The sequence below is a fragment of the Paracoccus sp. L-17 genome, assembly GCF_056857655.1.
The window spans coordinates 20,817-45,288 of the sequence record NZ_JBSXNM010000043.1 but is presented as its reverse complement, the minus strand read 5'-3'; the positions used below and the strand labels follow the sequence as shown (position 1 = coordinate 45,288).

Below are 24,472 nucleotides of genomic sequence, written 5' to 3'. Positions count from 1 at the left end.
GCCGACACGGACGCTACCGCGACGGCTGAACCGTTTCACTCCGCCGTCCCGCTAGGTCGCGCCCCTACATGATCGATTGCTACCATGGCGAGATCGAGGCGGCGGCCAGAGGCCCCTGCGCAGGATAGGGAGGGTCATAGGTAAGTCCTCTCAAACAGGCGAGACGGAAGGGAATCGGCAACGCGCTTTCGCATTGCAATCATGGGGCCGGACGGCCGCGAATGGCGGCCTTGAAGCCGCGATAGCACCAATGTGCCTCAATCTTGATTGATCAAGGTTTCAAACGGCTGCCATCGCGAATTCGGCTTTCCCTGTGGGCCGGAAAATTCGAAAAAACATCCGCCGCCATTTGCGCCCTGATCGAATTCACGGCTAATGGGATCGCCGGAGAGATAGCAAAACAAGAGCGTTCCGACGCCTCCGTGACCAACGAACAGAACGTCGCCTGTCTCGCAATTGCGCAAACAATCCTGAACCTCTGCGACAATACGGGCTTGAGCCGCCCTTGCGGTTTCCCAGCCCCGCACGCTTTCCTCTGGACAGCCAAAAAATTGATCCACAACGGACTCAAACTCGTCTGGCGGAAGAAAGCCAGTCGCGCTGCGATCATTCTCGTGCATTGCCTCCCGCACCTTCAGCCGGCACCCGAGTGATTTGGCCAAGGGCGTCGCTGTTTCAATTGCTTTGGTTTCGGCGCTGCTGATCACATGTCGGGTGCCAGTCAGTGCGTCAGACGCTGCAAGGGCCGCAATGCGTCCTAGGCCTACCTCGCTTAGCGACCAGTCGGGGATCGGCTTGGTCGGATCAATGACGACTTGCGGGTGCGAAAGATATCGAATGGTCCGATGCATGGCCGAATCATATCAAATTGCGAATGGTTGCGAAGTCCCGCTTTCCCGCCGATCATGCGCGGTGCGGCCGTTGTCCGGTCCCCGGCCAAGGCCGTCATCGTCGGCGCCCTACCGCTCGTTCGCGCCCTTGCCGGCGATGATGCGGTCGCGGAATCTGGTGATGCGGGCGATGCGGGTCTGGGGCTTTTTGGCGGTGGCCAGGGCGACGGCATAGCTGTTGCGGCGGCCGGGGCTCAGGGCTGCGAAGGCTTCGGCCAGTTCGCTGTCGTCGTCCAGCGCGTCCAGCAATTCCTGTGGCAGATCGCGGGCAGTATCGTCCCGGGGCGGCTTGAGGCCGCGTTCGGCGCAATCCATCGCCTGGCCCAGAAAGGCCCGGATCGCGTCGGCGCGGGCTGCGACCTGCGCCGCGTCGGTAAAGCGGATCGCGTCGGGGTGACGGGTGTTCGGGCCCTGCCGTTCCAGCAGGGCGTGGGGGTCTTTCAGCAGGGCGGCGTTGAAGAAGGTCAGCCGGAAATCGCCGCGAAAGGCGCCGATCAGCGCGATGTTGCGGCCCGAATGCATGTAGCAGGGATGCCCCCATTTCACATGTTCCGAGAGCCCGGCATCACGGCAGATCCGGCGCAGCGCCGCCAGCCCGGCGCCCCAGAGGCGGGTGGAGCAGCCGGCCGTGTCGAACCGGTCGCAGCGGCCGCACCCCTTGGTAAAGTAGTCCTCGATCCGGGTGATCATCCTGCACCCCCCGGCTAGTCGCCGTCAAAGCAACATAATGCGTGCACGCCGATCCCCTGCGCCTCCAGCACCTTTCGTCCGCCCAGATCGGGCAGGTCGATGACGAAGGCGCAACCGATCACCTCGGCGCCCAGGCGACGGCACAGCGCGATTCCCGCCGCCGCAGTCCCGCCCGTGGCCAGCAGATCGTCCACGATCAGCACGCGCTCGCCCTCGTGCAGGGCGTCGTCGTGGATTTCCATCACCGCCTCGCCATATTCCAGCGCGTAAGCCGCCGAGATGACGGGACCGGGCAGCTTGCCCTTCTTGCGGATCGGCACGAACCCGGTGGAAAGCTGATGCGCGACCGCGCCGCCCAGGATGAAGCCGCGCGCTTCCAGGCCGACCACCTTGTCGATCGGCGCGCCGGCATAGGGATGCAGCAGCTGGTCTATGGCCATGCGAAAGCCGCGCGCATCGGCAAACAGCGTGGTCACGTCGCGGAACATGATCCCCTCATGCGGGAAATCCGCGATGGTGCGGATGTAGTCCTTGACCGTCTTTGTCATTTGGGGCGTTCCATTTCGAACAGCTCATGGACGGCCGCGTAATCCATATAGCCCAGGCGCGCGATCCAGCCGCCGGCCCTGCGCGGATCGAAGCGGCCATCGAGCAGACAATCGTCGCGGATATGGATGCCGGTGACGACGCCCAGGACGGCAAAATTGGCCTTGCCCGCCAGGGGCAGGATCCGCGTCATCCGGCATTCCAGCGCGGCGGCGGCGTGGGCCACGCGCGGGCAGTCGATCGTGTCGCATTCGGCGGCCTCGATGCCCGCCGAGCGGAACTCGCTGTCGCCCGCGGGCAGGCCGGCGGAACTGGCATTGACCTGATCGCGCAGATCGCCGGTCGCGATATTGACGCAGAAACTGCCGCTTTCGGTGATCTGGGCCACGCTGTCCTTGGTGCCGTTGCGGTCGGGCTTGGCGCTGGTCGAGGCGAACATGACCTGCGGCGGGACATAGGCCACCGCGTTGAAGAAGGAATAGGGGGCGAGATTGTCGCCCATGCGCCCCCGCGTCGAGATCCAGCCGATCGGACGGGGCGCCACGATGGCATTGAACGGGTTGTGGGGCAGGCCGTGTCCGGCTTCGGGGCGATAGAACATGCGCGGCCTTCTTCTGATGTCACTGGCGCCAACCTGCCACCCCTTTGCGCCATCCGCAATGTTCCGCCCGCGGCAAGGTCGTGCTATGGCGCCCTTTTCGCAAGGAGGCGCGATGTACGAGATCTGCCCCGAGACCGCGGCCGACGAAGACGAGGTCGAGGCGCTCTACGATCTGTGTTTCGCACCGGGGCGGACCGCGCTGTCATCGTATCGTCTGCGCGACGGCGTTCCCAGGGTGGCCGATCTGTGCCTCGTGCTGCGCGACCCGAGCCGGTTCCTGATGGCGGCGATCCGCTTCTGGCCGGTCCGCGTCGCCGCAAAGCCGGTCCTGCTGCTGGGGCCCATCGCGGTTCATCCGACGGCCCAGGGCGAAGGTCTGGGCGGGCTTCTGATGCGCGACGGGCTGACGCGGGCGCGCGGGCTGGGCTGGCGCCGCGTGCTGCTGGTGGGAGACGCACCTTATTATTCGCGTTTCGGTTTCGCGCGGCTGGACGCGGTCGAGATGCCGCCGCCAACCAATCCCGACCGCGTTCTGGGACTGGAACTTCGCGCCGGGGCATGGGTTGGGGTCGTGGGACCGGTCCTGCGCGAAGAGACGCCGGAAATCGTCGCGGGGCTGGCCGAAATCGCCGCGACACCCCATATCGGGCCGGCATGTATCGAGGTCGGACATCCACGAGATGACACAGCAGGTCGCGAAACGGCAGATGGTTCTGCCACCGATCACTGATCCGGGACTTCACGCCCAGATCGACCGCCTGGCGCGGCGCTATCGGGATGCGGGCGGTCTGGGGATGGAGATCATGGAGATCGTCGGCAACAGCGCCGAGGGACTGATCGAACGTCTGCCCGCCTTTGTCCGCAGCCGCATGGACAAGATCACCCGCGCCGCGTTGAACCGCGCCTTTTCGGCCGCGTCGGGCACCCGGCGCGTGGTGCGCGACCGAGGCGACTGGTTCAACCGCATGGCCTCGACCTTCAGCGGCGCGGCAGGCGGCGTCGGCGGGCTGCCCGGCGCGATGGTCGAGTTGCCGGTCACGGTGACGCTGCTTCTGCGCTCGATGCTGGATATCGCCGCCGAGCATGGTCTGGACCCCGACAGCGACGAGGTGCGGATGGAATGCCTGCGCATCTTCGCCGCCGCCGGCCCCATGGCCGAAGATGATGGCACCGACCTGGGCCTTCTGGCGGCACGGTTGTCGGTCACCGGGCAGACGCTGCAGGGTCTGATCAGCCGGGTCGCCCCGCGCCTGTCGGTCTCGCTGGGTCAGAAACTGGCCGCGCAGGCGGCGCCGGTCTTCGGCGCGGTGGTGGGCGCCTCGATCAATTACACCTTTGCGCGCTATTATCAGGAACTGGCGCGGGTCCATTTCGGCATCATGCGGCTGGCGCGGGAGACAGGGCTTCCGCAAGAGGCGCTGACCGAGGCATTGCGGCTTTCCATCGCGCGGCTGGATCGCGACAGGGCCTGACCTCTTCTTCTTCGTTGCGCCAATACCCTCGGGGGGTCCGGGGGGCGAAGCGCCCCCGGCCGTCGCGGGACGCAATCCCGCCTCACGCCTCGTCGGCGCCCAGTTCCAGCGCCGGGGTGGGAACCTCCAGATCGTCCACCCCGAGAGGCGCCGAGGGCCGCGCCAGCCGGGCGCGCGTGATCCAGAACAGGCGGTTCTGGGCGCGGGTGATGGCAACATAGGCCAGGCGCTTCCACAGCGCGATCCCGGCTTCGGTCCGGTTCGACCAGGCGGCGGCGCTGATGTCGGGGCCGAAGACCTGCACATCGGGCCATTGCGAGCCCTGCGCCTTGTGGATCGTCACCGCCGCCCCGTGCAGGAAGGCCGCGCCCATCTGGGCGGCGAAGGGAATGAAGGGATCCTCGGCCTCGGGCATCTCGATCTTGACGATGCTCGCCACGGACAGGCGCGGATCCTCGGCGCCGATCATGTGCAGGCGGGAAAAGCCGGGCTTGCGCCCCGGCCCCAGATAGACCACCTGCGCGCCCTTGATCAGCCCCCGCGCTTCAAGGTCGATGCGCTTCTTGCGGTGCTTCAGCGGCAGTTCCAGGCCGTCGCATATCAGCGGCTCGCCGGGCAGCAGCGCGTCGCCCGGTGCGCCGAACGCGGTGCGGAAGGCATGGATCAGCCGGATCCGGGTGGCGTTGCGCCAGACCAGGACCGGGCTGCGTGCCATCAGGTCCGATTCGACACGTTCGGCCCAGATCACGCGGTCATCGACCGCGGCGGCGTCACGGACCATCCGCTCGAACCCCGCGAAATCCAGCGTTTCGTCGGACAGGGCATGGGCCAGATCCAGGATCGGGCTGTCATCTTCCTGCCGGTGGACGCGGTTCAGGATCAGACGCTGGCGCTCCGCCAGTCGATCGAACACCATCTCGCCCGACTGGCCCACGGGCGCCAACTGGGCCGGATCGCCGAACAGGATCAGGACGGGAAAGATCTCGCGCAGATCCTCGAACTGTCTTTCGTCCAGCATCGAGGCCTCGTCGATCAGGCCGACATCCAGCCCGTCCTCGCGCCGCTTCCAGCCCTTGATGAAATCCGATCCGCGCAGCCCCGCCGCCGCCAGCGCGCCGGGGATCGACGCCTGCTGGTCATAGAAGGCCCGGGCGCGGTCCAGGGCGGTTTCGGTCATGCCCTCGATGGTGGGGCGGTCGCCCTGGCCGGTCAGCCATTCGGCGATGCGTTCGTATTCCGGATCGTAGACCGGGGTATAGAGGATGCGATGAATCGTCGTCGCGGGCACGCCGCGCATCCGCAGCACGAAGGCCGCCTTGTTGGTGGGCGCCAGGACCGCGACGCTGCGCCGGTCCTTGCGCCGCCGCCCCTCGTAATCGCCGCTGACCAGATCGACCCCCGCCTTGCGCAGCGCGTCGGTGATCTGTGCCAGAAGCAGCGTCTTGCCGGAACCCGCCTTGCCGATCACCGCCATGACGCGGCCCTTGCCCGGCCCCGGGGGGCGGATTTCCTCGGCCACGAGGTCGATTCCCGCCGAAAGGAAGGTCTGGGCCAATTCGTCCCAGGCATCGGCCTGATCGGGCGACAGAACGGGGGCGGGCGAGGCGGTGGCGGCGGTCATGATTCCGGTGTATCGCGGCGCGGCGCGAAAGCCCACAATCATTGCCGCGTCCGGCGATCCGCATCCCGTCCCGGCTGCGGCGGGATCGTCGGTTCGGCGGGATGGTCCGCAACTTTTTGGGCATGTCGCCCGTGAGGGTCTATGATGGCCTCGAGGGAGGAATGCCCATGATCGAATTGTTCTTCGTGACCTGCCTGATCGACGACCCGCAGGTCTGCACCGATCACAGCCTGCTGTTCGAGGAAAGGAACGGGCTGTTCACCTGCATGCTGGAGGGCCAGAGCGAACTGGCCCGCTGGGTCGAGGCGCATCCCCGCGACCGCGTGAAAGAGTGGAAATGCCGGCGCCCCCGTCAGGGCGAAACCGCGCTTTAGGTCCGCGATGGCCGCGCGCCGCGCCGAAGCCCGCGCCCGGCCGGCCCTGTCACGCTGCAAGGGGCCCGCCCGAACCCGGATTCACGCGGCGCTGACGCTGCTTTTCGAATCAACCGCTATCCTGATCGTCGAAGGGATCCGAACCGGGGAGGAACCGGGTAAAAGGATGGACCCGAGATGATCGAATTGCTGTTTGTCACCTGCCTTTCGGCGGATCCGCAATCCTGCCGGGAGCGCAGTCTTCTGTTCATCGACATGGGCGTGACGGCCTGCATGATTCATGGTCAGCAGGAACTGGCCAGGTGGGGCGAACGCCATCCCCGCGAGACGGTGCGCGAATGGAAATGCCGCCCGGCCAGGCTGCGCGAGGTCAAGGCGTGATCCCGCAAAGGCGGCGCATGTCTAGCGCCGACCGGCTTCCAGCGCGTCCTCGAACGTGCGCAGGCCGGTTCTTGGCGCCTGCACCAGGACCGACATGTTTCCCGGCTTGTGCTGGTTGCGATACATCTTCATGTGCGCGGCCGGAATCTCGGCCCAGGGGAAAACTTCGGACATGCAGGGGTCGAGGCGGCGTTCCAGCATCAGCCTGTTGGCGGCGCTGGCCTGTTTCAGATGCGCGAAATGCGATCCCTGGATGCGCTTCTGGTGCATCCACAGATAGCGCACGTCGAAGGTGCAGTTGAACCCGGTGGTACCGGCGCAGATCACCACCATGCCGCCCTTCTTGCAGACCAGGGTGGAAACCGGGAATGTCGCCTCGCCCGGATGTTCGAAGACGATGTCGACATTGTTGCCCTTGCCGGTGAAGTCCCAGATCGCCTTGCCGAACTTGCGCGCCTCGGTAAACCATTCCCTGTATTCGGGCGTGCCCACCTTGGGCAACTGGCCCCAGCAGTTGAATTCCTTGCGGTTGATGACGCCCCTGGCGCCCAGGCCCATGACGAAATCGCGCTTGTCCTCTTCGCTGATGACGCCGATCGCGTTGCCGCCGGCGGCGTTGATCAACTGGATCGCGTAGGATCCGAGGCCGCCCGAGGCGCCCCAGACCAGCACGTTCATGCCGGGTTTCAATTCGTGCGGCTCATGGCCGAACAGCATCCGGTAGGCGGTGGCCAGCGTCAGCGTGTAGCAGGCCGATTCCTCCCATGTCAGGTGGCGCGGGCGCGGCATCAGTTGCTGCGCCTGGACATTGGTGAACTGGGCGAAGCTGCCATCCGGGGTCTCGTAGCCCCAGATCCGCTGGGTCGGCGAATACATCGGGTCGCCGCCGTTGCATTCCTCGTCGTCGCCGTCATCCTGGTTGCAGTGGATCACGACCTCGTCGCCGACCTTCCAGCGTTTCACCTTGTCGCCCACGGCCCAGACGATCCCCGAGGCATCCGAACCGGCGATGTGGTAGTCCGCCTTGTGGCCGTCAAAGGGGCTGATCGGCTGACCCAGGCCGGCCCAGATGCCATTGTAGTTGACCCCCGCCGCCATCACCAGGACCAGCACTTCGTGGCTGTCGATGACCGGGGTGTCCACGACCTCGATCTGCATGGCCTTGTCAGGCTCGCCATGTCTTTCACGGCGGATGGTCCAGGCATGCATCTGCTTTGGCACATGACCCAGGGGAGGCATCTCTCCGATCTCGTAGAGATCCTTCTGGGGCGCGTCATAGGGCGCGATCGGGGTCGGGGCGTCGAGGGCCATCAGCGTCTCCTGTTCTTGCCGCGACGCAGAATCGCCGCGCGGGATCGGGCTTGTCGTAAAATGCGTCACGCAACATTGCAACCCTTTTAGGGCCTGTATTGTAATTTTGTGTCGGATAAAATCATGGTCATGCCGCATTGCGGCGAATTGACGGCGTATGAATATTTCGGTATCGGGTCATGGACCGGAAGATTGTTGCGAGGTGATCCGCATGGCCCCCAAAGACAAGCCCTGGCTGTTCCGCACCTATGCGGGCCATTCGACGGCTGAAAAGTCGAACGCGCTGTATCGCGGCAATCTGGCCAAGGGGCAGACCGGGCTGTCGGTGGCCTTCGATCTGCCGACCCAGACGGGCTATGACAGCGATCACGTCCTGGCGCGCGGCGAGGTCGGCAAGGTCGGGGTGCCGATCTGCCATCTGGGCGACATGCGGACCCTGTTCGATGCGATCCCGCTGGAGCAGATGAACACCTCGATGACGATCAACGCGACCGCGCCCTGGCTGCTGTCGCTGTATATCGCGGCCGCCGAGGAGCAGGGCGCGGACATATCGAAATTGCAGGGCACGGTGCAGAACGACCTGATCAAGGAATACCTGTCGCGCGGCACCTATATCTGTCCGCCCAAACCGTCGCTGGCAATGATCACCGACGTCGCCGCCTATACGCGCCAGCACCTGCCGAAATGGAACCCGATGAATGTCTGTTCCTATCACCTGCAAGAGGCCGGGGCGACACCGCAGCAGGAACTGGCCTATGCGCTGGCCACCGCCATCGCGGTGCTGGACGACCTGAAGGGCAAGGTGTCCGACGCCGATTTCCCGGCGATGGTCGGGCGGATCAGCTTTTTCGTGAACGCGGGCATCCGCTTCGTCACCGAATTGTGCAAGATGCGCGCCTTTACCGAATTGTGGGACGAGATCACCGCCCGGCGCTATGGCATCGAGGATCCGAAATTCCGCCGGTTCCGCTATGGCGTGCAGGTCAACAGCCTGGGCCTGACCGAGCAGCAGCCCGAAAACAACGTCTATCGGATCCTGCTGGAAATGCTGGCGGTGACGCTGTCAAAGTCCGCGCGGGCGCGCGCCGTGCAACTGCCCGCCTGGAACGAGGCGCTTGGCCTGCCCCGGCCTTGGGATCAGCAATGGTCGCTTCGGATGCAGCAGATCCTGGCCTACGAGACCGACCTGCTGGAATACGAGGATCTGTTCGACGGCAACCCGGCCATCGAGCGGAAGGTGAACGAGTTGAAGGATGGCGCGCGCGGCGAATTGCGCCTGCTGGACGAGATGGGCGGCGCCATCGCGGCCATCGACTACATGAAATCGCGGCTGGTCGAGGCCAATGCCGAACGGCTGAACCGGGTCGAGGCGGGCGAGACGGTGGTGGTCGGCGTCAATCGCTGGCAGCAGGGCGAGCCATCGCCGCTGACGGCCGGCGATGGCGGGATCATGGTCGTCGATCCGGCGGTCGAACAGGACCAGATCGACCGGCTGGCCGAATGGCGCGCGGGCCGGGACGATGCGGCGGTCAAGTCCGCGCTGGACGCCCTGCGGGCGGCGGCATCGGGGGGATGGAACGTGATGGAGCCATCCATCGCGGCGGCGAAGGCGGGCGTGACGACGGGCGAATGGGCGGGCGTGATGCGCGCGGTGCACGGCGAATATCGCGGTCCCACAGGCGTGTCGGCCAGCCCCTCGAATCGGACCGAGGGGCTGGAGGATATCCGCGAGGCCGTCGATGCGGTCAGCACGCGGCTGGGCCGGCGGCTGAAATTCGTGGTCGGCAAGCCGGGGCTGGACGGGCATTCCAACGGTGCCGAACAGATCGCCTTTCGTGCCCGCGATTGCGGCATGGACATCACCTACGAGGGGATCCGGCTGACGCCCGAACAGATCGTGACCGCGGCGCAGGATCAGCAGGCGCATGTCGTCGGCCTGTCGATCCTGTCGGGCAGTCACCTGCCGCTGATCGAGGATCTTCTGGACCGGATGCGCGGGGCCGGGCTGGGTCATGTCCCGGTGATCGTCGGCGGCATCATCCCCGACGAGGACGCCGCGCGACTGCGCGCGATGGGCGTCGCCCGCGTCTATACGCCCAAGGATTTCCAGCTGAACACGATCATGATGGATATCGTGGCCCTGGTGGAACCGGGGGCGGCGGCGGCATGAAGGCTGCTTGCGAAATGCAGGACGCCGCCCGAAGGGGCGGCGTCCCGATGGCGTGGCGAGGGGCGATCAGAAGCCCAGGCCGGCATACTTGTTCTTGAACCGGGACACACGGCCGCCGGTGTCCATCAGGCGCGAGGAACCGCCGGTCCAGGCCGGGTGGCTGGACGGATCGATGTCCAGCGACAGCGAATCGCCCTCGGCGCCCCAGGTCGAACGGGTCTGGTAGACGGTCCCGTCCGTCATCTTGACGTCGATCATGTGATAATCGGGGTGGATGTCTTTTTTCATCGGATGACCTCTCAGGCGTCGGCTTTGGGCTTGTAATTGGTCTTTTCGGCGATGCGGGCCGATTTGCCGCGGCGGTCGCGCAGGTAATACAGCTTGGCACGCCGCACCTTGCCGCGACGCACCACCTCGATCGCGTCGATATTGGTCGAATACAGCGGAAACACACGCTCCACGCCTTCGCCAAAGCTGATCTTGCGCACGGTGAAGCTGGCGCCGATGCCGCTGCCGCCCTTGCGCGCGATGCAGACGCCCTCATAGGCCTGCACGCGGGTCCGGGTGCCCTCGGTCACCTTGTAGCCGACGCGAACGGTGTCGCCGGCCTTGAAGTCGGGGATGGTCTTGCCAAGCTCGGCGATCTGCTCGGCTTCGAGTTCTGCGATCAGGTTCATCGCTTTGGTTCCTTGTCATGCTCGCGGTGTTTCCGCGATTGGTCTGATGCGCCCGAGAGCTGTCGGTCCTTTGCCGGGTCCATACGGGTTTCCTCGTATGCCCGCCACAGGTCGGGGCGGCGTTCCTTGGTCAGCCTTTCGGCTTCGTCGCGTCTCCAGGTGGCGATGGCCGCGTGATTGCCAGACATGACGACATCCGGGATCCTGCGGCCGTCCCATTCGGCGGGGCGCGTGTAGTGCGGGTGTTCAAGCAGACCCTCGGAAAAGGATTCCTCGGCCAGCGACGCCTGATTCCCCAGCACGCGCGGTATAAGGCGGATGGTCGCGTCTATCAAGACCTGAGCCGCCAGCTCTCCTCCGGTCAGGACATAATCGCCGATGCTGATCTCCTCGATCCCGCGGGCATCCAGAATGCGCTGGTCCACGCCTTCGAACCGGCCGCAGACAAGGGTCACGCCGGGGCCCTGCGCCAGCGCGCGGGCGCGGGCCTGGGTCAGCGGGCGTCCGCGCGGCGACAGATAGATCACCGGCAGGGCCGGATCGGCCTGATCCAGCGCCGCGGCCATCACGTCGGGGCGGATCACCATGCCCGCGCCGCCGCCCGCGGGCGTGTCATCGACATTGCGATGCCTGCCGATCCCGTGGTCGCGCAGGGCGATGGTGTGCAGGTTCCACAAGCCCTGGGTCAGGGCCTTGCCGGTCAGCGACAGGCCCAGGATGCCGGGAAACGCCTCGGGGAACAGGGTGACGACATGGGCGGTCCACGCGCCCGCCACCCGTGGCGGGGCGATCAGTTCGCGCGGGCGCAGGCTGCTGGCGATGGACAGGCGGCCGTGCGATTTCGGCTGGCCGGTCATTGGTCGCTGCCGGGCGGGTCGGCGACGATGCGTCCCGCGGCCAGATCGACGGTCGGCACGACCTGGCGGGTGAAGGGCAGCAGAATCTGGTCCCTGCCCACGACTTCCAGGATGTCGCCCGCGCCGTGATCGAAGATCGCGCGCACCCGGCCCAGCACCTGCCCGCCGGTATCGACGACCTCCAGCCCGATCAGATCGGCATGGTAGAATTCGTCGTCGGGCAGCGAGGGAAGGGCCGCGCGCGGCGCCCACAGGGTGGTGCCACGCAGCGCCTCGGCGGCCTCGCGGGTGGTGATGCCCGACAGGCGGGCGCCAAGGCCGCCGGTGACGGGGCGGGTCAGCGTCACGGCAAAGCTGCGCTTGCCGTCCTCGCTGGTCAGCGGACCATAGCCGGCGATGTCGCCTGGCTGGGCGCAGAAGCTTTTCAGCCGCACCTCGCCACGGACCCCGAAGGCCCCGGCGATGGCGCCGACGCAGATGCGATCCTCGGCCATGGCTTCCCCCGCTGCAAGAATGGCCGGCGACGGATTCGCCGGCCGTGTCGCTGCACCGCCTTATTCGGCGGCGGCTTCTTCGGCCGGGGCGGCGGATTTCGCGGCCTTTTCCTCGGCGCGTTTCTTCGCCTTGTCGCCCGGCTCGGCCTTTTTCATGTTCTTGCGGTCGGCCTTGTCGCGAACGCCGGCCGATTCCAGAAAACGGGCCACACGATCGGTCGGCTGGGCGCCATGATCCAGCCAGTGCTGAACGCGCTCCATGTCCATCTTCACGCGATCCTCGCTGTCTTTCGGCAGCAGCGGGTTATAGGTGCCCAGCTTTTCCAGAAAGCGGCCGTCGCGCGGCTTGCGCGTATCGGCGACGACGATGGCGTAGTGGGGGCGCTTCTTGGAACCACCACGGGCGAGACGGATCTTGACGGCCATTCGAGTTTCTCCTTTGAAATGGCTGGTTTCGCTGCGTTTCGCAGCCTAGGATTGAAGGGTTTCGTGGTGCCGGATCACTTCGGCGATCACGAAGTTCAGGAATTTGCGCGCGAATTCCGGGTCCAGATCGGCTTCGCGCGCGAGGCGTTCCAGCCGCTCGATCTGGGCCGCCTCACGGTCGGGATCGGACGGAGGAAGGTCGTGCCGGGCCTTGAGGCGGCCGACGGACTGGGTGTGCTTGAACCTTTCGGCCAGCGTATAGACAAGGATCGCGTCCAGCCGGTCGATGCTGGCGCGATGGTCCTTCAGCAGTTCCGCCGCACGGGTTGCGGTATCACTCATGCGGCATGTCCTTCACGAGGGGACGGGCAGGGATGGCGATAGACCAGGCACGGCGTGTCGAAATCCGGCCCCCGCGCGGTCTTGTCCAGCGTCGCGCCCAGTCTTTCGGCCAGCGCGATCGAGCGTGCGTTCTGCGGATCGATATAACTGACGGCGGTCTTCCAGCCGAGGCTGCCGAAGGCGTGGTCGCGGGCGGCCGTGGCGGCTTCGCAGGCAAAGCCCTTGCCCTCGGCTTCGCGCGACCAGAGTGTCCAGCCGATTTCCGGTTCGGGCCATGTTTCGGGATACCAGGGACCGGTCATTCCCAGCGGGCTGTCGTCATCCTGACGGGTGAAGATGAACGATCCCCAGCCGCGCATGACCCAGTGGCCGATGACATGGCCAAAGGCCCGCCATGCCTTGCCATCGTCGAAATCGGCCGGGCGGATGAACCGCGACCGGTCGCTGGCCGCGAAATCGCGCCAGAACGGCCAGTCGGCGGCCACGGGCGCGCGCAGCACCAGCCGTTCGGTCCTCAGGGTCGGAGCAGGGGAGAGCCGGATCATTTCTTGCCGAACATGCCGCCGAAGCCGCCGGGCAGGCCGGCCTTGGACAGATCGCCGCCCAGACCCTTGGGATCCTGCAGCAGCTTCGTCGCCTCGGCCATCCTGGCGGGATCGACATCGCCCATCTCGGGCAGGCCGCCGCCCTTGCCCGTCATTGCGCGCATCGCCTGTTTCAGCATCCCGCCCTTGCCCATCTTGCCGATTTTCTTCATCGTATCGGCCATTTGGCGCTGCATCTTCAGAAGACGGTTCAGCTCGGCCACGTCCAGCCCGGCGCCGGCCGCGATGCGCTTCTTGCGACTGGCCTGCAACAGCGCGGGATTGGCGCGTTCCTTCTTGGTCATGGAATTGATCAGCGCCACCTGACGGCGCATTGCGGTGTCGTCCATGCCCGCCGCCTCGGCCTGCCTGGCCATCTTCTGCATGCCGGGCATCATGCCCATGATCGACTGCATCCCGCCCATCTTCTGCATCTGTTCAAGCTGGCCCTTGAGGTCGTTCATGTTGAACAGGCCCTTCTGGAACCGCTTCATCATGCGTTCGGCCTGTTCGACCTCCAGCACCTCCTGCGCCTTCTCGACCAGCGCCACGATGTCGCCCATGCCGAGAATGCGGCCGGCGATTCGCTGCGCGTCGAACGCCTCGAGCGCGTCCATCTTTTCGCCAAGGCCGACGAAGCGGATCGGCTTGCCGGTGACGGCGCGCATCGACAGCGCCGCGCCGCCGCGTCCATCGCCGTCCATCCGGGTCAGCACCACGCCCGAGACGCCGACCTTGCCGTCGAATTCGGTCGCCACGTTCACCGCGTCCTGACCGGTCAGGCCATCGACGACCAGCAGGGTTTCGCGCGGAGCGGCGATGTCGCGGACGGCCTGCACCTCGTCCATCAGCACCTGGTCGATATGCAGTCGGCCGGCGGTGTCCAGCATGTAGACGTCATAGCCGCCCAGGCTGGCCTGCTGTTTCGCGCGCTGCGCGATCTGCACCGCCGTCTGGCCGGGCACGATCGGCAGCGTATCGACGCCGATCTGCTGGCCCAGAATCGCAAGCTGCTCCATCGCGGCGGGGCGGTTGGTGTCGAGGCTGGCCATCAGCACGCGCTTCTTCTCGCGGTCCTTCAGGCGCTTGGCCAGCTTTGCCGTGGTCGTGGTCTTGCCCGAGCCTTGCAGCCCGACCATCAGGATCGGCGCCGGCGGGTTGTCGATGCGCAGCGCCTCGGGCGCGTCCTCGCCCTGCAGCACCCTGATCAATTCGTCATGGACGATCTTGACGACCTGCTGGCCGGGCGTGACGGATTTCGTCACTGCCGAGCCGGTCGCCTTGGCGGTGATCGATTTCACGAAGCTGCGCGCGACCGGCAGCGAGACGTCGGCTTCCAGCAGCGCGACGCGCACCTCGCGCATGGCGGCGGTCACGTCCTCTTCGCTGAGCGCGCCCTGCTTGGTCAGGCGGTCGAAGACGCCGCCAAGCCGGTCGGACAGGTTCTCGAACATCGCGGGCCTCCTGAATCGGTCCAAAGCGGTCTTGCCCCCGTGGGCGCAACGCGCTGACGGGGGGCGATCCCCGCGTCGGACGGGGACCGGAAGGCACATCCTTCCGGGAATCCGGGATCACATAGGCAAAAACGGCCACCGAGTCAACGATGGCCGTCCCAAAATGCGGTGGCCGGATCAGGCGGCCAGATTGTCCACGGCCTGCCGCGCGCGGGCCAGACCGGCCTCGCGGTCCATGGCCAGCCGGTCGGCGGCGACGAATTCCACGTCTGTGATGCCCAGGAAACCCAGGATATGGCGCAGGTAGCCCGAGGCGAAGTCCAGATCGGAGCCCAGCGGCGTCCCGGCCGAGGAATAGGCGATGATGGCGCGCTTGCCCTTCAGCAACCCTTCGGGACCGGCTTCCGTATAGCGGAAGGACAATCCGGCGCGGGCGATCTGGTCCAGCCAGTTCTTCAATTGCGCGGTGATCGCGAAATTGTAGACGGGCGAGCCGATGACCAGCACGTCGGCATCCCGCACCTCGGCCAGATAGGCGTCGGCGGTCTCGATCAGCCTGCGTTGTCCGGCGGTGGGGCTTTCCGGGGCCAGACGGACGGCGTGGAACCAGTCGGTGTCGATGGCGGGCACGCCGGCATTGAGGTCGCGATAGGTGACGGCGGCGTCGGGATTGGCCGCTTTCAGCTTGGCGATGATGTCGGCGGTCAGCTTGCGCGAGACCGAGGCCTCGCCGGTGATGGCGCTGTCGATATGAAGGATCTGCATCCGAAGGCTCCTTAAAGGCTGCATGCCGGATTTAGGTCTATGCGCCAGAGAACGAAAGGGCCATAAACGCGCAGGCTCTGTGCGGAGATGCACATGAATATCGGAAGTTGGGATGACATCAGGATTGCCTTGGCGGTCGCCCGGTCCGGGACGGTCAGCGGCGCGGCCGAGGCCCTGGGCGTTCACCATGCGACCGTGATCCGCCGGATCGACGCGCTGGAGGCGCAACTGGGCACGCGCCTGTTCCAGCGGCATCCGCGCGGCTATGCGCTGACCGAGCCGGGGCAGGCGCTGCTGCAGGTGGCGCGCGACACCGACGAGCGTTTCGCCCAGCTTGCCGCGCAGATCGGCGGCGCGGGCGACCGGATCGAGGGTGAACTGGTCGTGACCTCGTTGCCCGGTCTGTCGGATCTGGTCATGCCGCGCCTGATCGGTCTGCTGCGGCGCCATCCGGGGCTGCGGCTGAATTATGTCACCGATGTGCGTCTGTTCCGGCTGGCCGCGGGCGAGGCGCATGTGGCTATCCGCGCCGGAACCCGCCCGACCGAGCCCGATTACGTCGTGCGCCGGATGACCGATCTGCCGCAATCGCTGTATGCGACGGCCGGGTATCTGAAGGACCATGGCGATCCGGCCGATCTGGCGCGGCAGCGGCTGGCGCTGCCCGGCCCCGAGGCGCGCAACGCGCCGCTCATGCGCTGGCTGGCGGCCCGGACCCCCCCGGATGCGGTGGTCATGACGGCGAACGACACCGCCGCGCGCGAGGCGGTGATCCGCGCCGGGCTGGCGATGGGACCGCTGCCGCCCGCCCGCGCGGCGGGGCTGGTCGAGGCGCTGAGCCTGCCCGAATGGAGCTCGGCCCTGTGGCTGGTGACGCATGTGGACCTGCACCGCACGCCCAAGGTGCAGGCGGCGGTCGCGGCCCTGCGCGGCGATTGACGGAGTTGCGGGGGCAGCCCGGACGCGGCGCCCTCCCGCGCCCGGCCGGGATTGAAAGCGGCTTTCATCCCCGCGCGGCCTGACGCAGAGTGCCGCCCCAAGGAGGAACCCGCCATGACCGACGCCCACCCGATCAGCCGCTTTCCCGTGCCCGATCCGGCCAGCCTGCCCGACGATATCCGGCTCGCGATCGCCAAGGTCGCCGAAAAATCGGGTTTCGTGCCCAATGTGTTTCTGGCGCTGGCCCATCGCCCGGCCGAATTTCGCGCCTTCTTCGCCTATCATGACGCGCTGATGGACAAGGACGAGGGGCTGACCAGGGCCGAGCGGGAATTGATCGTGGTCGCGACCAGCGGGCTGAACCAGTGCCAGTATTGCGTCGTGGCCCATGGCGCGATCCTGCGGATCCGGGCGAAAAACCCGCTGATCGCGGACCAGGTGGCGGTGAACTGGCGCAAGGCGGATCTGGAACCGCGCGAGCGGGCGATGCTGGCCTATGCCGAGAAGGTGGCGCTGAATGCGCAACAGATCGGTGAAGCCGATCACGCGACCCTGCGCGAGGCCGGTTTCAGCCCGGACGAGATCTGGGATATCGGTGCCATTGCGGCCTTTTTCGGGATGTCGAACCGGCTGGTCAATGCGGGCGATATCCGGCCCAACGACGAGTTCTACCTGCTGGGGCGGATGTGAAGCCGCCGCAGGCGCCGCTGCCGCCCGGCCAAATGGCGATCTCGGCGCGGATGGAGTCGGAAGACTGGGCGCTGCTTTTGCTGCTGTCGCTGCTGTGGGGCGGATCGTTCTTCCTGATTTCGATCGCGCTGACCGGCCTGCCGGTGCTGACCATCGTCGCCCTGCGGCTGCTGGTGGCGGCGCTGGTTCTGTGGGCGATCGTGGCCGCGACCGGGCGCAGGCTGCCGCGCGATCCGGCGATCTGGCGCGCGTTTCTGGTCATGGGCGTGCTGAACAATGCCATTCCCTTCAGCCTGATCGTCTGGGGACAAACCGAGATTCCGTCCGGGCTGGCCTCGATCCTGAACGCGACGACACCGCTCTGGACGGTCTTGGTCACCGCCGCCCTGCTGGCGGACGAACGCGCCAGCCCGCGCAAGATCGCGGGAGTGGTGCTGGGACTGGGCGGCGTGGCGGTGATGATCGGTCTGGATGCGCTGGCGGGGCTGGGTCAGGCGATTTGGCCGCAATTGGCGATCCTGGGAGCCGCGATTTCCTACGCCTTCGCCAACAGCTTCGGGCGACGGTTTCGGCGCGGAGGTGTCGATCCGGTGGTGACGGCGGCGGGGATGGTGACAGGCAGCGGCGCGGTGCTGATCCCGCTGGCTTTGGCGATCGAGGGCTTGCCCGGCAGCGCCTCGGCGCAGGCATGGCTGGCCGTGCTGACGCTGGGCGTCGCCGGGACCGGACTGGCCTATGTGCTGTATTTCCGCATTCTCGGCCGCGCGGGGGCGACGAATATCTCGCTGGTGACATTCCTTGTGCCGGTTTCGGCGATCCTTCTGGGCTGGCTGTTTCTGGGCGAGACACTGGGTATCGCGCATCTGCTCGGCATGGGCCTGATCGCGGCCGGGCTGGCCCTGATCGACGGGCGGCTGATCGGGGCGCGCGGATGATCGCGCGGGCGCAAGCCCTGCGGGGTCATGCCGCGATGCTTCTGTTCTCGGCGCTGGTGGCGGGGTCTTTCTCGCTGGGCGCGCGGGCGGCCAACCTGATCGACCCGGCGGCGATCACTGCCGCGCGCTTTGTGATCGCCGCCGCGCTGATCGCGGCTTTCGCCTTCGCCGCCGGTCCGGGGGTGCCGCGGACGGCGTTTCGCGCGCCCTGGCGCTATCTGCTGCTGGGCGGGGTCTTTGCCAGCTATTTCGTGCTGATGTTCCAGGGCCTGAAGACCGCGGCCCCGGTCAGCGCCAGCGCGGTCTTCACGCTGACGCCGCTGATGGCGGCGGGCTTTGGCTGGCTGCTGATGCGGCAGCGGCTGACGGGCCGCATGGCCGCGGCGCTGGCCCTTGGCGGCGCCGGCGCGCTATGGGTGATCTTTCGCGGCGATCCGGCCGCGATGGCGCGGCTGGAATTCGGACGCGGCGAGGGGATCTATCTGGCCGGTTGCGTGGCCCATGCCCTCTACACGCCGCTGGTCAGACGGCTGAACCGGGGTGAAAGTCCCGTCGTGTTCAGTCTCGGCACGCTTCTGGCCGGGGCGGGGGTGCTGATCCTGTGGGGCTGGGGGCCGATTTGGGCGACGGACTGGACGGCCCTGCCCGGCATCGTCTGGATCACGCTGCTTTATGTCGCGATCCTCGCCAGCGCCGTGACCTTCGTGCTGGTGCAATACGCGACGCTGCGCCTGCCCGCCGCGAAGGTCATGGCCTATACCTATCTGACGCCGGTCTGGGTCATCGTGCTGGAGGCTGCGATGGGGCAGGGCCTGCCGGGCAGTGTCGTGGCACCGGGAATCGGCGCCACCCTGCTGGCGCTGTGGATGCTGCTGCGCGAGGACGAACCGGCATCCCTGCGGCAGCCCTGACGCAGGCGTGAGCTTTCCGTGAAGGCCCGCTTTCCTTCCTTGCGGCGCGCCGCTAGGGTCCGGCCGAACGAAGGCAAGAAGAGGCGATCCGTGGCGCATATCATCGTCGTGGGCAACGAAAAGGGCGGGTCCGGCAAGTCCACGACCTCGATGCATGTGGCGACCGCTCTGGCGCGGATGGGACATCGCGTCGGCGGGCTGGATCTGGACGTGCGCCAGCGCAGTTTCGGCCGCTATCTGGAAAACCGCGCCGCCTTCGTGAAGCGCAAGGAACTGGACCTGCCGACGCCGATGCTGGGCCATCTGGGCGAGGGCAGCGATCCCTTGACCCCGGCGCTGACCGCGCTGGAGGCGGAATGCGATTTCATCCTGCTGGATTGTCCGGGTTCGCATACCAAGCTCAGCCAGATGGCGCATACGCTGGCCGATACGCTGCTGACGCCGATGAACGACAGTTTCGTCGATTTCGACCTGCTGGCGCGGATGTCGCCCGAGGGCAAGGTGCTGGGTCCGTCGATCTATGCCGAGATGGTCTGGGCCGCCCGGCAGATGCGCGGGCAGGCGGGGGCCGGGCCGATCGACTGGCTGGTGCTGCGCAACCGGCTTGGCACCCAGGCCATGCACAACAAGCGCAGGGTGGGCGGGGCGCTGGACACGCTGTCCCGGCGCATCGGCTTTCGCGTCGCGCCGGGCTTTTCCGAGCGCGTCGTCTTTCGCGAATTGTTCCCGCGCGGGCTGACGCTTCTGGACCTGAAGGATATCGGCACCGAGACCTTGAACATGTCCAACATCGCCGCCCGCCAGGAATTGCGCGACCTGATCGGCGAATTGCGGTTGCCGGGCGTTTCCGTCACTTTCTAGAAGCTTCCGCAGGGGCAACGCGGTGCCGGCATTGTTGGCGGCGGCATGAGACACTATCTTACGCGCGCTCAAGATATGAAAAACGCGGCGGTTTCCTGATGCGAGTGTTGGCCTTCCTTGTCGTTGTCCTCGGGTCCGCCTTGCCCGGATGGGCCCAGGACGCCGCGTCGGGCAGCGAGGCCGTGGCGCAAAGCGTGCCCGCGGTCACGGTCGCGCCGGCAAGGCGCGCCGAGGTGCAGGCGCGGGTGCCGGTATCCGGGACCCTGGTCGCCCGCCAGAAGGTGCAGGTCTTTCCGCAGGTTTCGGGCTATGAAATCACCGAAATTCTGGTCGAGGCCGGCGATCAGGTCGAAAAGGGCGATGTGCTGGCACGGCTTTCGACCGATACGCTGGCGGCGCAGCTGGCCCAGGCCGAGGCCGAATATCAGCGCGCCAGGGCCGGGGTCGGCCAGGCGCGCAGCAACATCGACAGCGCCGAGGCTTCGCTGACCCAGGCCCAGACATCGCTGGATCGCGCCCGCAGGCTGCGCGAGGGCGGGAACGCATCGCAATCGACCCTGGACGACGCGGTCGCGGCCGAGGCGAATGCGCGGGCGCAGGCTGCATCGGCCCGCGACGGGCTGGCCGTCGCCCAGGCGCAGCTGGCCCAGGCCGAAGCCGCGCGCCGCATCGCCAAGCTCAACCTGGACCGGGCGACGATCCTGGCGCCGGTCCCGGGGCTGGTCGTGGCGCGGAACGCCGAACTGGGCGCGCTTGCCGGCGCCTCCGCGGAACCCCTGTTCAGCCTGATCGCCGATGGCGCCGTCGAGATGGAGGCCGAGGTGATCGAGACCGCGCTGCGGCAGTTGAAGATGGGCGATCCGGCCGAAATCAGCGCGGCGGGTCTGGGCAAGGTCGATGGCCGGGTGCGGCTGATCCCGGCCTCGGTCGATCCGGTCACGCGGCTTGGCCTGATGCGGATCTCGCTGGATGCGCAGGCGGGACTGCGCACGGGCCTTTTCGCCAGCGGCTGGGTCATCACCGCCCGCCGCGACGCGGTGACGGTGCCGGCAACGGCGGTTCTGTCGGATTCCCAAGGCGACAGGGTTCAGGTCGTGGCCGATGGCCGCGTCGAAAGCCGCCCGGTCCGGGCCGGGCTGCTATGGGATGGCCAGCGCGAGATCGTCGAGGGAGTGACCGAGGGCGAACAGGTGATCGCGCGGTCGGGTGCATTCTTCCGTGACGGCGATCAGGTGCGGGCGATCTCGGCCGAGGCCGCGACAACGGCCGAGGCCGGGACCGCGAATGAAGCTGGTGCAAGGGCGGCGGCGGCGATTGCGCCGGCCGACGATCAATCGGCCGATGCCGGTCAGAAGGCACGGCGATGAATTTCTCGACCTGGTCGATCCGCCACCCGGTGCCGCCCATCGCGGTTTTTCTGGTGTTGCTGGTCGTCGGATTGTTCAGCTTTTCGCGGCTGCCGGTGACGGCGATGCCGAATATCGACCTGCCCATCGTCAGCGTGACCATCGCCCAGCCCGGTGCCGCGCCCTCGGAACTGACAAGCCAGGTGGTCCAGCCTGTCGAGGACAGCATTTCCTCGATCACCGGGGTGCGGCACATCACCTCGACGGCGACCGACAGCAGCGCCAGCATCACCGTCGAATTCGAACTGGAAACCGACAGCGACCGCGCGGTCAACGATGTCAAGGACGCGGTCTCGACGATCCGGGCCGAACTGCCCGAAAGCATCAGCGAACCCATCATCCAGCGCGTCGATGTGACCGGCTTTCCGATCCTGACCTATGCGGTCAGCGACCCGACCCAGACCATCGAGGGCCTGTCGAAATTCGTCGATGACGTGATCGGGCGCGAATTGTCCACCGTCAGCGGCGTCGCCAAGACCTCGCGGATCGGCGGGGCCGAACGCCAGATCAAGGTTGATCTGGATCCCGACCGGCTGCTGGCGCAGGGTCTGACGGCGGCCGGGATCTCGGATCAGTTGCGGGCCAAGAACATCGACACGGGCGGTGGCCGGGGCGATCTGGCCGGGACCGAATATTCCATCCGCACGCTGGGAGCCGCCGACAGCGTGGCGCAACTGGCCGCCACCCCCATCGCCATCGCGGACGGCCGCACGATCCGGCTGGATCAACTGGGCGACGTCACGGATGGCGCCAGCGACGAACGCAGCTTTGCGCTGCTGGATGGCCAGCCGGTCGTGGCCTTCGGGGTCTATCGCGCCTCGGGCGAATCCGATCTGGGCGCGGGCGACGGCACCAAGGAACGGCTGCAGCAGATCCGCGAGCGTTACCCCAATACCCGCATCACCCTGATCGACGATTCGACCACCTATACCGAAGCCAGCTATACCAGCGCGATGGAGACGCTGTATGAAGGTGCGGCGCTGGCGGTAATCGTGGTGTTCCTGTTCCTGCGCAACTGGCGTGCAACGCTGATTGCCGCCGTCGCGCTGCCCTTGTCGATCATCCCGACCTTCTTCGTGATGCAGTGGCTGGGTTTTACCCTGAACGGGATAAGCCTTCTGGGGATCACGCTGGTCACCGGCATCCTTGTCGATGATGCCATCGTCGAGATCGAGAACATCGAACGCCATATCGGCATGGGCCTGCCGCCCTACGAGGCCAGCGAGGAAGCCGCGGAAGAGATCGGCCTGACGGTCATCGCGATCAGCTTTTCCATCGTCGCAGTTTTCGCGCCGGTCAGCTTCATGGGCGGGATTCCGGGGCAGTATTTCAAGCAGTTCGGCCTGACTGTCGCGGTGTCGGTCCTGTTCTCGCTGCTGGTGGCGCGGATCATCACGCCGATGCTGGCGGCCTATTTCATGCGCGGCAAGGTCCATGACGCGAACCGTCGCGACGGATTCGTCATGCGCGGGTTGATGTCGGTCTGCCGCTGGACCATGCGCCATCGCGGGCTGACGCTGCTTGCCGGTATCGCGATCTTCGCGGGTTCGATCTATTCCGCGACCCTGCTGCCGACCGAATTCATCCCGGCGCAGGATGTCGGCCGCAGCCAGATCAGGCTGGAAATGCCGCCCGGCTCGACCATCGACGAGACCGAGAACGGCGCCCGCCGGATCACCGCGCAGATCGGCGAGGTGCCCGAGGTCCGGTCGGTCTTCAGCTACTCGGATGGCAGCGACGTCACCGAGGCGCGGGTGATGATCAATTACGGTCCCAAGGAAGATCGCGAGCGGTCGCAATTCGACCTTGAGGCGCAGCTGAAGCAACGTCTGTCGGACATGCCCGACATGCGGATCAATTTCCAGAACGAGAACGGCGAGAACGACCTGACGATCAGCGTTCTGGGCACGACCGAGGAGGGCGCGGCACTGGCCGCCCAGCGTCTGGCCTCGGCGATGAGCCGGCTGCCGACGCTGGAGGGCGTGACGACCTCGGCCAGCCTGCAGCGCCCCGAGATCCAGATCCTGCCCAAGGCCGATATCGCGGCCCAGCTTGGCGTGTCCGCCAGCGCCATGGCGACGACGCTGCGGGTTGCCACGCTGGGCGATACCGAGGCGAACCTCGCCAAGTTCAATACCGGCGACGAGCAGGTGCCCATTGTCGTGCGGCTGAACCAGGCCGCGCGCGACGACCTGATGCGGGTTCAGACCCTGCGTGTGCCAAGCTCGGCCGGGCAGGTGCCGCTGGCCACGGTGGCCGATGTCACCCTGTCGGCCGGCGCGACCGAGATCGGGCGCTATGACCGGCAATACCAGACCAAGGTCGGCGCCAATCTTGCCGATGGCTCGCTGCTGGGGCCGGTCAATGCCCAGGTGACCGAATTGCAGAACCGGATCGAGATGCCGCCCGGAACACGGATCCAGGCCGCGGGCGATGCCGAGATCATGGGCGAGGTTTTCGGCGCCTTCGGCACCGCGATGGGCGCGGGCGTGATGCTGGTCTATGTCGTTCTGGTGCTGCTGTTTCATAACTTCGTGACGCCGGTAACGATCTTGCTGTCGCTGCCTCTGGCCATCGGCGGCGCGATCCTGGCGCTGTTCGTGACCGGCAATTCGATCAGCATGGCGGTGGTGATCGGGTTCCTGATGCTGATGGGGATCGTCACCAAGAACTCGATCATGCTGGTGGAGTTCGCGCTGACCTCGATGGCCGGGGGCACCCCGAAGCGCGAGGCCATCCTGGACGCCGTGCACAAGCGCGCGCGGCCCATCGTCATGACCACCATCGCGATGAGCGCGGGCATGGTGCCTTCGGCGCTGGCGACCGGCGAGGGCGGAGAATTCCGGGCGCCCATGGCCATCGCGGTGATCGGCGGACTGATCCTGTCCACGATCCTGTCGTTGCTGTTCGTGCCCTCGCTGTTCTCGGTCATCCATGGCGGGCAGCGGCGCATCTTCGGGTGGATCGGTTATCGCCTCGGTCTGAACCGGGCGCGGGACGTGGTTGCCGAATAGCGGTGGAACCGCCGGCGTCGCGGGCGCATTGGACCCCGCAACGTCAAGGAAGGAGCTGTTT

Annotated in this window: 27 protein-coding genes; 12 read left to right on the top strand and 15 right to left on the bottom strand. The window is 66.6% G+C overall.

Annotated elements, in window-relative coordinates; all coding sequences use genetic code 11:
- Nucleotides 1-257: 257 nt before the first annotated feature.
- The 4 genes from AC13CR_RS13640 to AC13CR_RS13625 form a co-directional block, all read right to left on the bottom strand.
- Nucleotides 258-851, bottom strand: coding sequence for a histidine phosphatase family protein (locus AC13CR_RS13640; protein ID WP_292950997.1), 594 nt, complete (start codon nt 849-851; stop codon nt 258-260).
- 108 nt (nt 852-959) lie between these two features.
- Nucleotides 960-1,580: a YdeI/OmpD-associated family protein gene (locus tag AC13CR_RS13635; protein WP_292950995.1), complete on the bottom strand. Its 621-nt coding sequence runs from the start codon at nt 1,578-1,580 to the stop codon at nt 960-962.
- A gap of 14 nt (nt 1,581-1,594) precedes the next feature.
- Nucleotides 1,595-2,128, bottom strand: a complete 534-nt coding sequence (locus AC13CR_RS13630; protein WP_292950993.1) for an adenine phosphoribosyltransferase — start codon at nt 2,126-2,128, stop codon at nt 1,595-1,597.
- A complete protein-coding gene (locus tag AC13CR_RS13625) occupies nt 2,125-2,727 on the bottom strand; it encodes a flavin reductase family protein (RefSeq protein WP_292950991.1) in 603 nt (200 codons plus the stop codon). The genes AC13CR_RS13630 and AC13CR_RS13625 overlap by 4 nt, the downstream gene beginning before the upstream one ends.
- Before the next feature lie 112 nt (nt 2,728-2,839).
- Here AC13CR_RS13625 and AC13CR_RS13620 point away from each other — a divergent pair, with 112 nt between their 5' ends.
- Together AC13CR_RS13620 and AC13CR_RS13615 are read left to right on the top strand one after the other, a co-directional pair.
- On the top strand, nt 2,840-3,457 hold the full coding sequence (locus AC13CR_RS13620; protein WP_292950989.1) for a GNAT family N-acetyltransferase: 618 nt from the start codon (nt 2,840-2,842) through the stop codon (nt 3,455-3,457).
- On the top strand, nt 3,408-4,199 hold the full coding sequence (locus AC13CR_RS13615; RefSeq protein ID WP_292950987.1) for an EcsC family protein: 792 nt from the start codon (nt 3,408-3,410) through the stop codon (nt 4,197-4,199). The genes AC13CR_RS13620 and AC13CR_RS13615 overlap by 50 nt, the downstream gene beginning before the upstream one ends.
- Nucleotides 4,200-4,281: 82 nt before the next feature.
- Here AC13CR_RS13615 and AC13CR_RS13610 read toward each other — a convergent pair whose 3' ends face one another.
- Complete coding sequence (locus AC13CR_RS13610; protein ID WP_293014731.1) at nt 4,282-5,820, bottom strand: ATP-dependent DNA helicase; 1,539 nt, start codon at nt 5,818-5,820, stop codon at nt 4,282-4,284.
- A 167-nt stretch (nt 5,821-5,987) separates the two neighbouring features.
- On the opposite strand from AC13CR_RS13610, the gene AC13CR_RS13605 reads away from it, so the two are divergent.
- Both AC13CR_RS13605 and AC13CR_RS13600 read left to right on the top strand, forming a co-directional pair.
- Nucleotides 5,988-6,194 carry a hypothetical protein gene (locus AC13CR_RS13605; RefSeq protein ID WP_292950983.1) on the top strand — a complete coding sequence of 69 codons (207 nt, stop codon included), beginning with the start codon at nt 5,988-5,990 and terminating at the stop codon, nt 6,192-6,194.
- 177 nt (nt 6,195-6,371) lie between these two features.
- Nucleotides 6,372-6,575 carry a hypothetical protein gene (locus tag AC13CR_RS13600; protein WP_446233480.1) on the top strand — a complete coding sequence of 68 codons (204 nt, stop codon included), beginning with the start codon at nt 6,372-6,374 and terminating at the stop codon, nt 6,573-6,575.
- 21 nt (nt 6,576-6,596) lie between these two features.
- Here the strand turns inward: AC13CR_RS13600 and ccrA are convergent, their stop codons facing one another.
- Nucleotides 6,597-7,886, bottom strand: coding sequence for a crotonyl-CoA carboxylase/reductase (gene ccrA, locus AC13CR_RS13595; protein WP_292950979.1), 1,290 nt, complete (start codon nt 7,884-7,886; stop codon nt 6,597-6,599).
- Nucleotides 7,887-8,097: 211 nt separating this feature from the next.
- On the opposite strand from ccrA, the gene AC13CR_RS13590 reads away from it, so the two are divergent.
- Nucleotides 8,098-10,056 carry a methylmalonyl-CoA mutase family protein gene (locus AC13CR_RS13590; protein ID WP_446232175.1) on the top strand — a complete coding sequence of 653 codons (1,959 nt, stop codon included), beginning with the start codon at nt 8,098-8,100 and terminating at the stop codon, nt 10,054-10,056.
- Nucleotides 10,057-10,122: 66 nt separating this feature from the next.
- Here the strand turns inward: AC13CR_RS13590 and rpmE are convergent, their stop codons facing one another.
- From rpmE to AC13CR_RS13545, 9 genes are all read right to left on the bottom strand, one after another.
- The gene (gene rpmE / locus AC13CR_RS13585; RefSeq protein WP_292950975.1) at nt 10,123-10,344 is read right to left on the bottom strand and encodes a 50S ribosomal protein L31; all 222 of its coding nucleotides are present in this window, start codon (nt 10,342-10,344) and stop codon (nt 10,123-10,125) included.
- Nucleotides 10,345-10,355: 11 nt separating this feature from the next.
- Entirely contained in the window at nt 10,356-10,733 is a 378-nt protein-coding gene (gene rplS, locus AC13CR_RS13580; protein ID WP_292950973.1) for a 50S ribosomal protein L19, read from the bottom strand.
- Entirely contained in the window at nt 10,730-11,590 is an 861-nt protein-coding gene (gene trmD / locus AC13CR_RS13575; protein ID WP_292950971.1) for a tRNA (guanosine(37)-N1)-methyltransferase TrmD, read from the bottom strand. Before trmD ends, rplS begins: the two co-directional genes overlap by 4 nt.
- Complete coding sequence (gene rimM / locus AC13CR_RS13570) at nt 11,587-12,084, bottom strand: ribosome maturation factor RimM (protein ID WP_292950969.1); 498 nt, start codon at nt 12,082-12,084, stop codon at nt 11,587-11,589. Before rimM ends, trmD begins: the two co-directional genes overlap by 4 nt.
- 60 nt (nt 12,085-12,144) lie before the next feature.
- A complete protein-coding gene (gene rpsP / locus AC13CR_RS13565; protein ID WP_292950967.1) occupies nt 12,145-12,510 on the bottom strand; it encodes a 30S ribosomal protein S16 in 366 nt (121 codons plus the stop codon).
- Between the two features lie 45 nt (nt 12,511-12,555).
- Nucleotides 12,556-12,852, bottom strand: coding sequence for a chorismate mutase (locus tag AC13CR_RS13560; RefSeq protein ID WP_292950965.1), 297 nt, complete (start codon nt 12,850-12,852; stop codon nt 12,556-12,558).
- Nucleotides 12,849-13,397 carry a GNAT family N-acetyltransferase gene (locus AC13CR_RS13555; RefSeq protein ID WP_292950963.1) on the bottom strand — a complete coding sequence of 183 codons (549 nt, stop codon included), beginning with the start codon at nt 13,395-13,397 and terminating at the stop codon, nt 12,849-12,851. Before AC13CR_RS13555 ends, AC13CR_RS13560 begins: the two co-directional genes overlap by 4 nt.
- The gene (gene ffh / locus AC13CR_RS13550) at nt 13,394-14,890 is read right to left on the bottom strand and encodes a signal recognition particle protein (protein ID WP_292950961.1); all 1,497 of its coding nucleotides are present in this window, start codon (nt 14,888-14,890) and stop codon (nt 13,394-13,396) included. Before ffh ends, AC13CR_RS13555 begins: the two co-directional genes overlap by 4 nt.
- A gap of 177 nt (nt 14,891-15,067) precedes the next feature.
- The gene (locus AC13CR_RS13545) at nt 15,068-15,655 is read right to left on the bottom strand and encodes an FMN-dependent NADH-azoreductase (protein WP_292950959.1); all 588 of its coding nucleotides are present in this window, start codon (nt 15,653-15,655) and stop codon (nt 15,068-15,070) included.
- Nucleotides 15,656-15,748: 93 nt separating this feature from the next.
- Between AC13CR_RS13545 and AC13CR_RS13540 the strand changes: the two genes are divergently transcribed.
- From AC13CR_RS13540 to AC13CR_RS13510, 7 genes are all read left to right on the top strand, one after another.
- Nucleotides 15,749-16,594, top strand: a complete 846-nt coding sequence (locus AC13CR_RS13540; protein ID WP_292950946.1) for a LysR family transcriptional regulator — start codon at nt 15,749-15,751, stop codon at nt 16,592-16,594.
- Nucleotides 16,595-16,708: 114 nt separating this feature from the next.
- The gene (locus tag AC13CR_RS13535; RefSeq protein ID WP_292950944.1) at nt 16,709-17,284 is read left to right on the top strand and encodes a peroxidase-related enzyme; all 576 of its coding nucleotides are present in this window, start codon (nt 16,709-16,711) and stop codon (nt 17,282-17,284) included.
- A complete protein-coding gene (locus AC13CR_RS13530) occupies nt 17,281-18,219 on the top strand; it encodes a DMT family transporter (RefSeq protein WP_292950942.1) in 939 nt (312 codons plus the stop codon). The genes AC13CR_RS13535 and AC13CR_RS13530 overlap by 4 nt, the downstream gene beginning before the upstream one ends.
- The gene (locus AC13CR_RS13525; protein WP_292978470.1) at nt 18,216-19,130 is read left to right on the top strand and encodes a DMT family transporter; all 915 of its coding nucleotides are present in this window, start codon (nt 18,216-18,218) and stop codon (nt 19,128-19,130) included. The genes AC13CR_RS13530 and AC13CR_RS13525 overlap by 4 nt, the downstream gene beginning before the upstream one ends.
- 90 nt (nt 19,131-19,220) lie before the next feature.
- A complete protein-coding gene (locus AC13CR_RS13520) occupies nt 19,221-19,991 on the top strand; it encodes a division plane positioning ATPase MipZ (protein ID WP_292950938.1) in 771 nt (256 codons plus the stop codon).
- A gap of 98 nt (nt 19,992-20,089) precedes the next feature.
- Nucleotides 20,090-21,358 (top strand): efflux RND transporter periplasmic adaptor subunit, encoded by a 1,269-nt coding sequence (locus AC13CR_RS13515; protein WP_293014713.1) that lies wholly within the window; start codon nt 20,090-20,092, stop codon nt 21,356-21,358.
- On the top strand, nt 21,355-24,411 hold the full coding sequence (locus tag AC13CR_RS13510) for an efflux RND transporter permease subunit (RefSeq protein ID WP_482900886.1): 3,057 nt from the start codon (nt 21,355-21,357) through the stop codon (nt 24,409-24,411). Before AC13CR_RS13515 ends, AC13CR_RS13510 begins: the two co-directional genes overlap by 4 nt.
- Nucleotides 24,412-24,472: the final 61 nt, after the last annotated feature.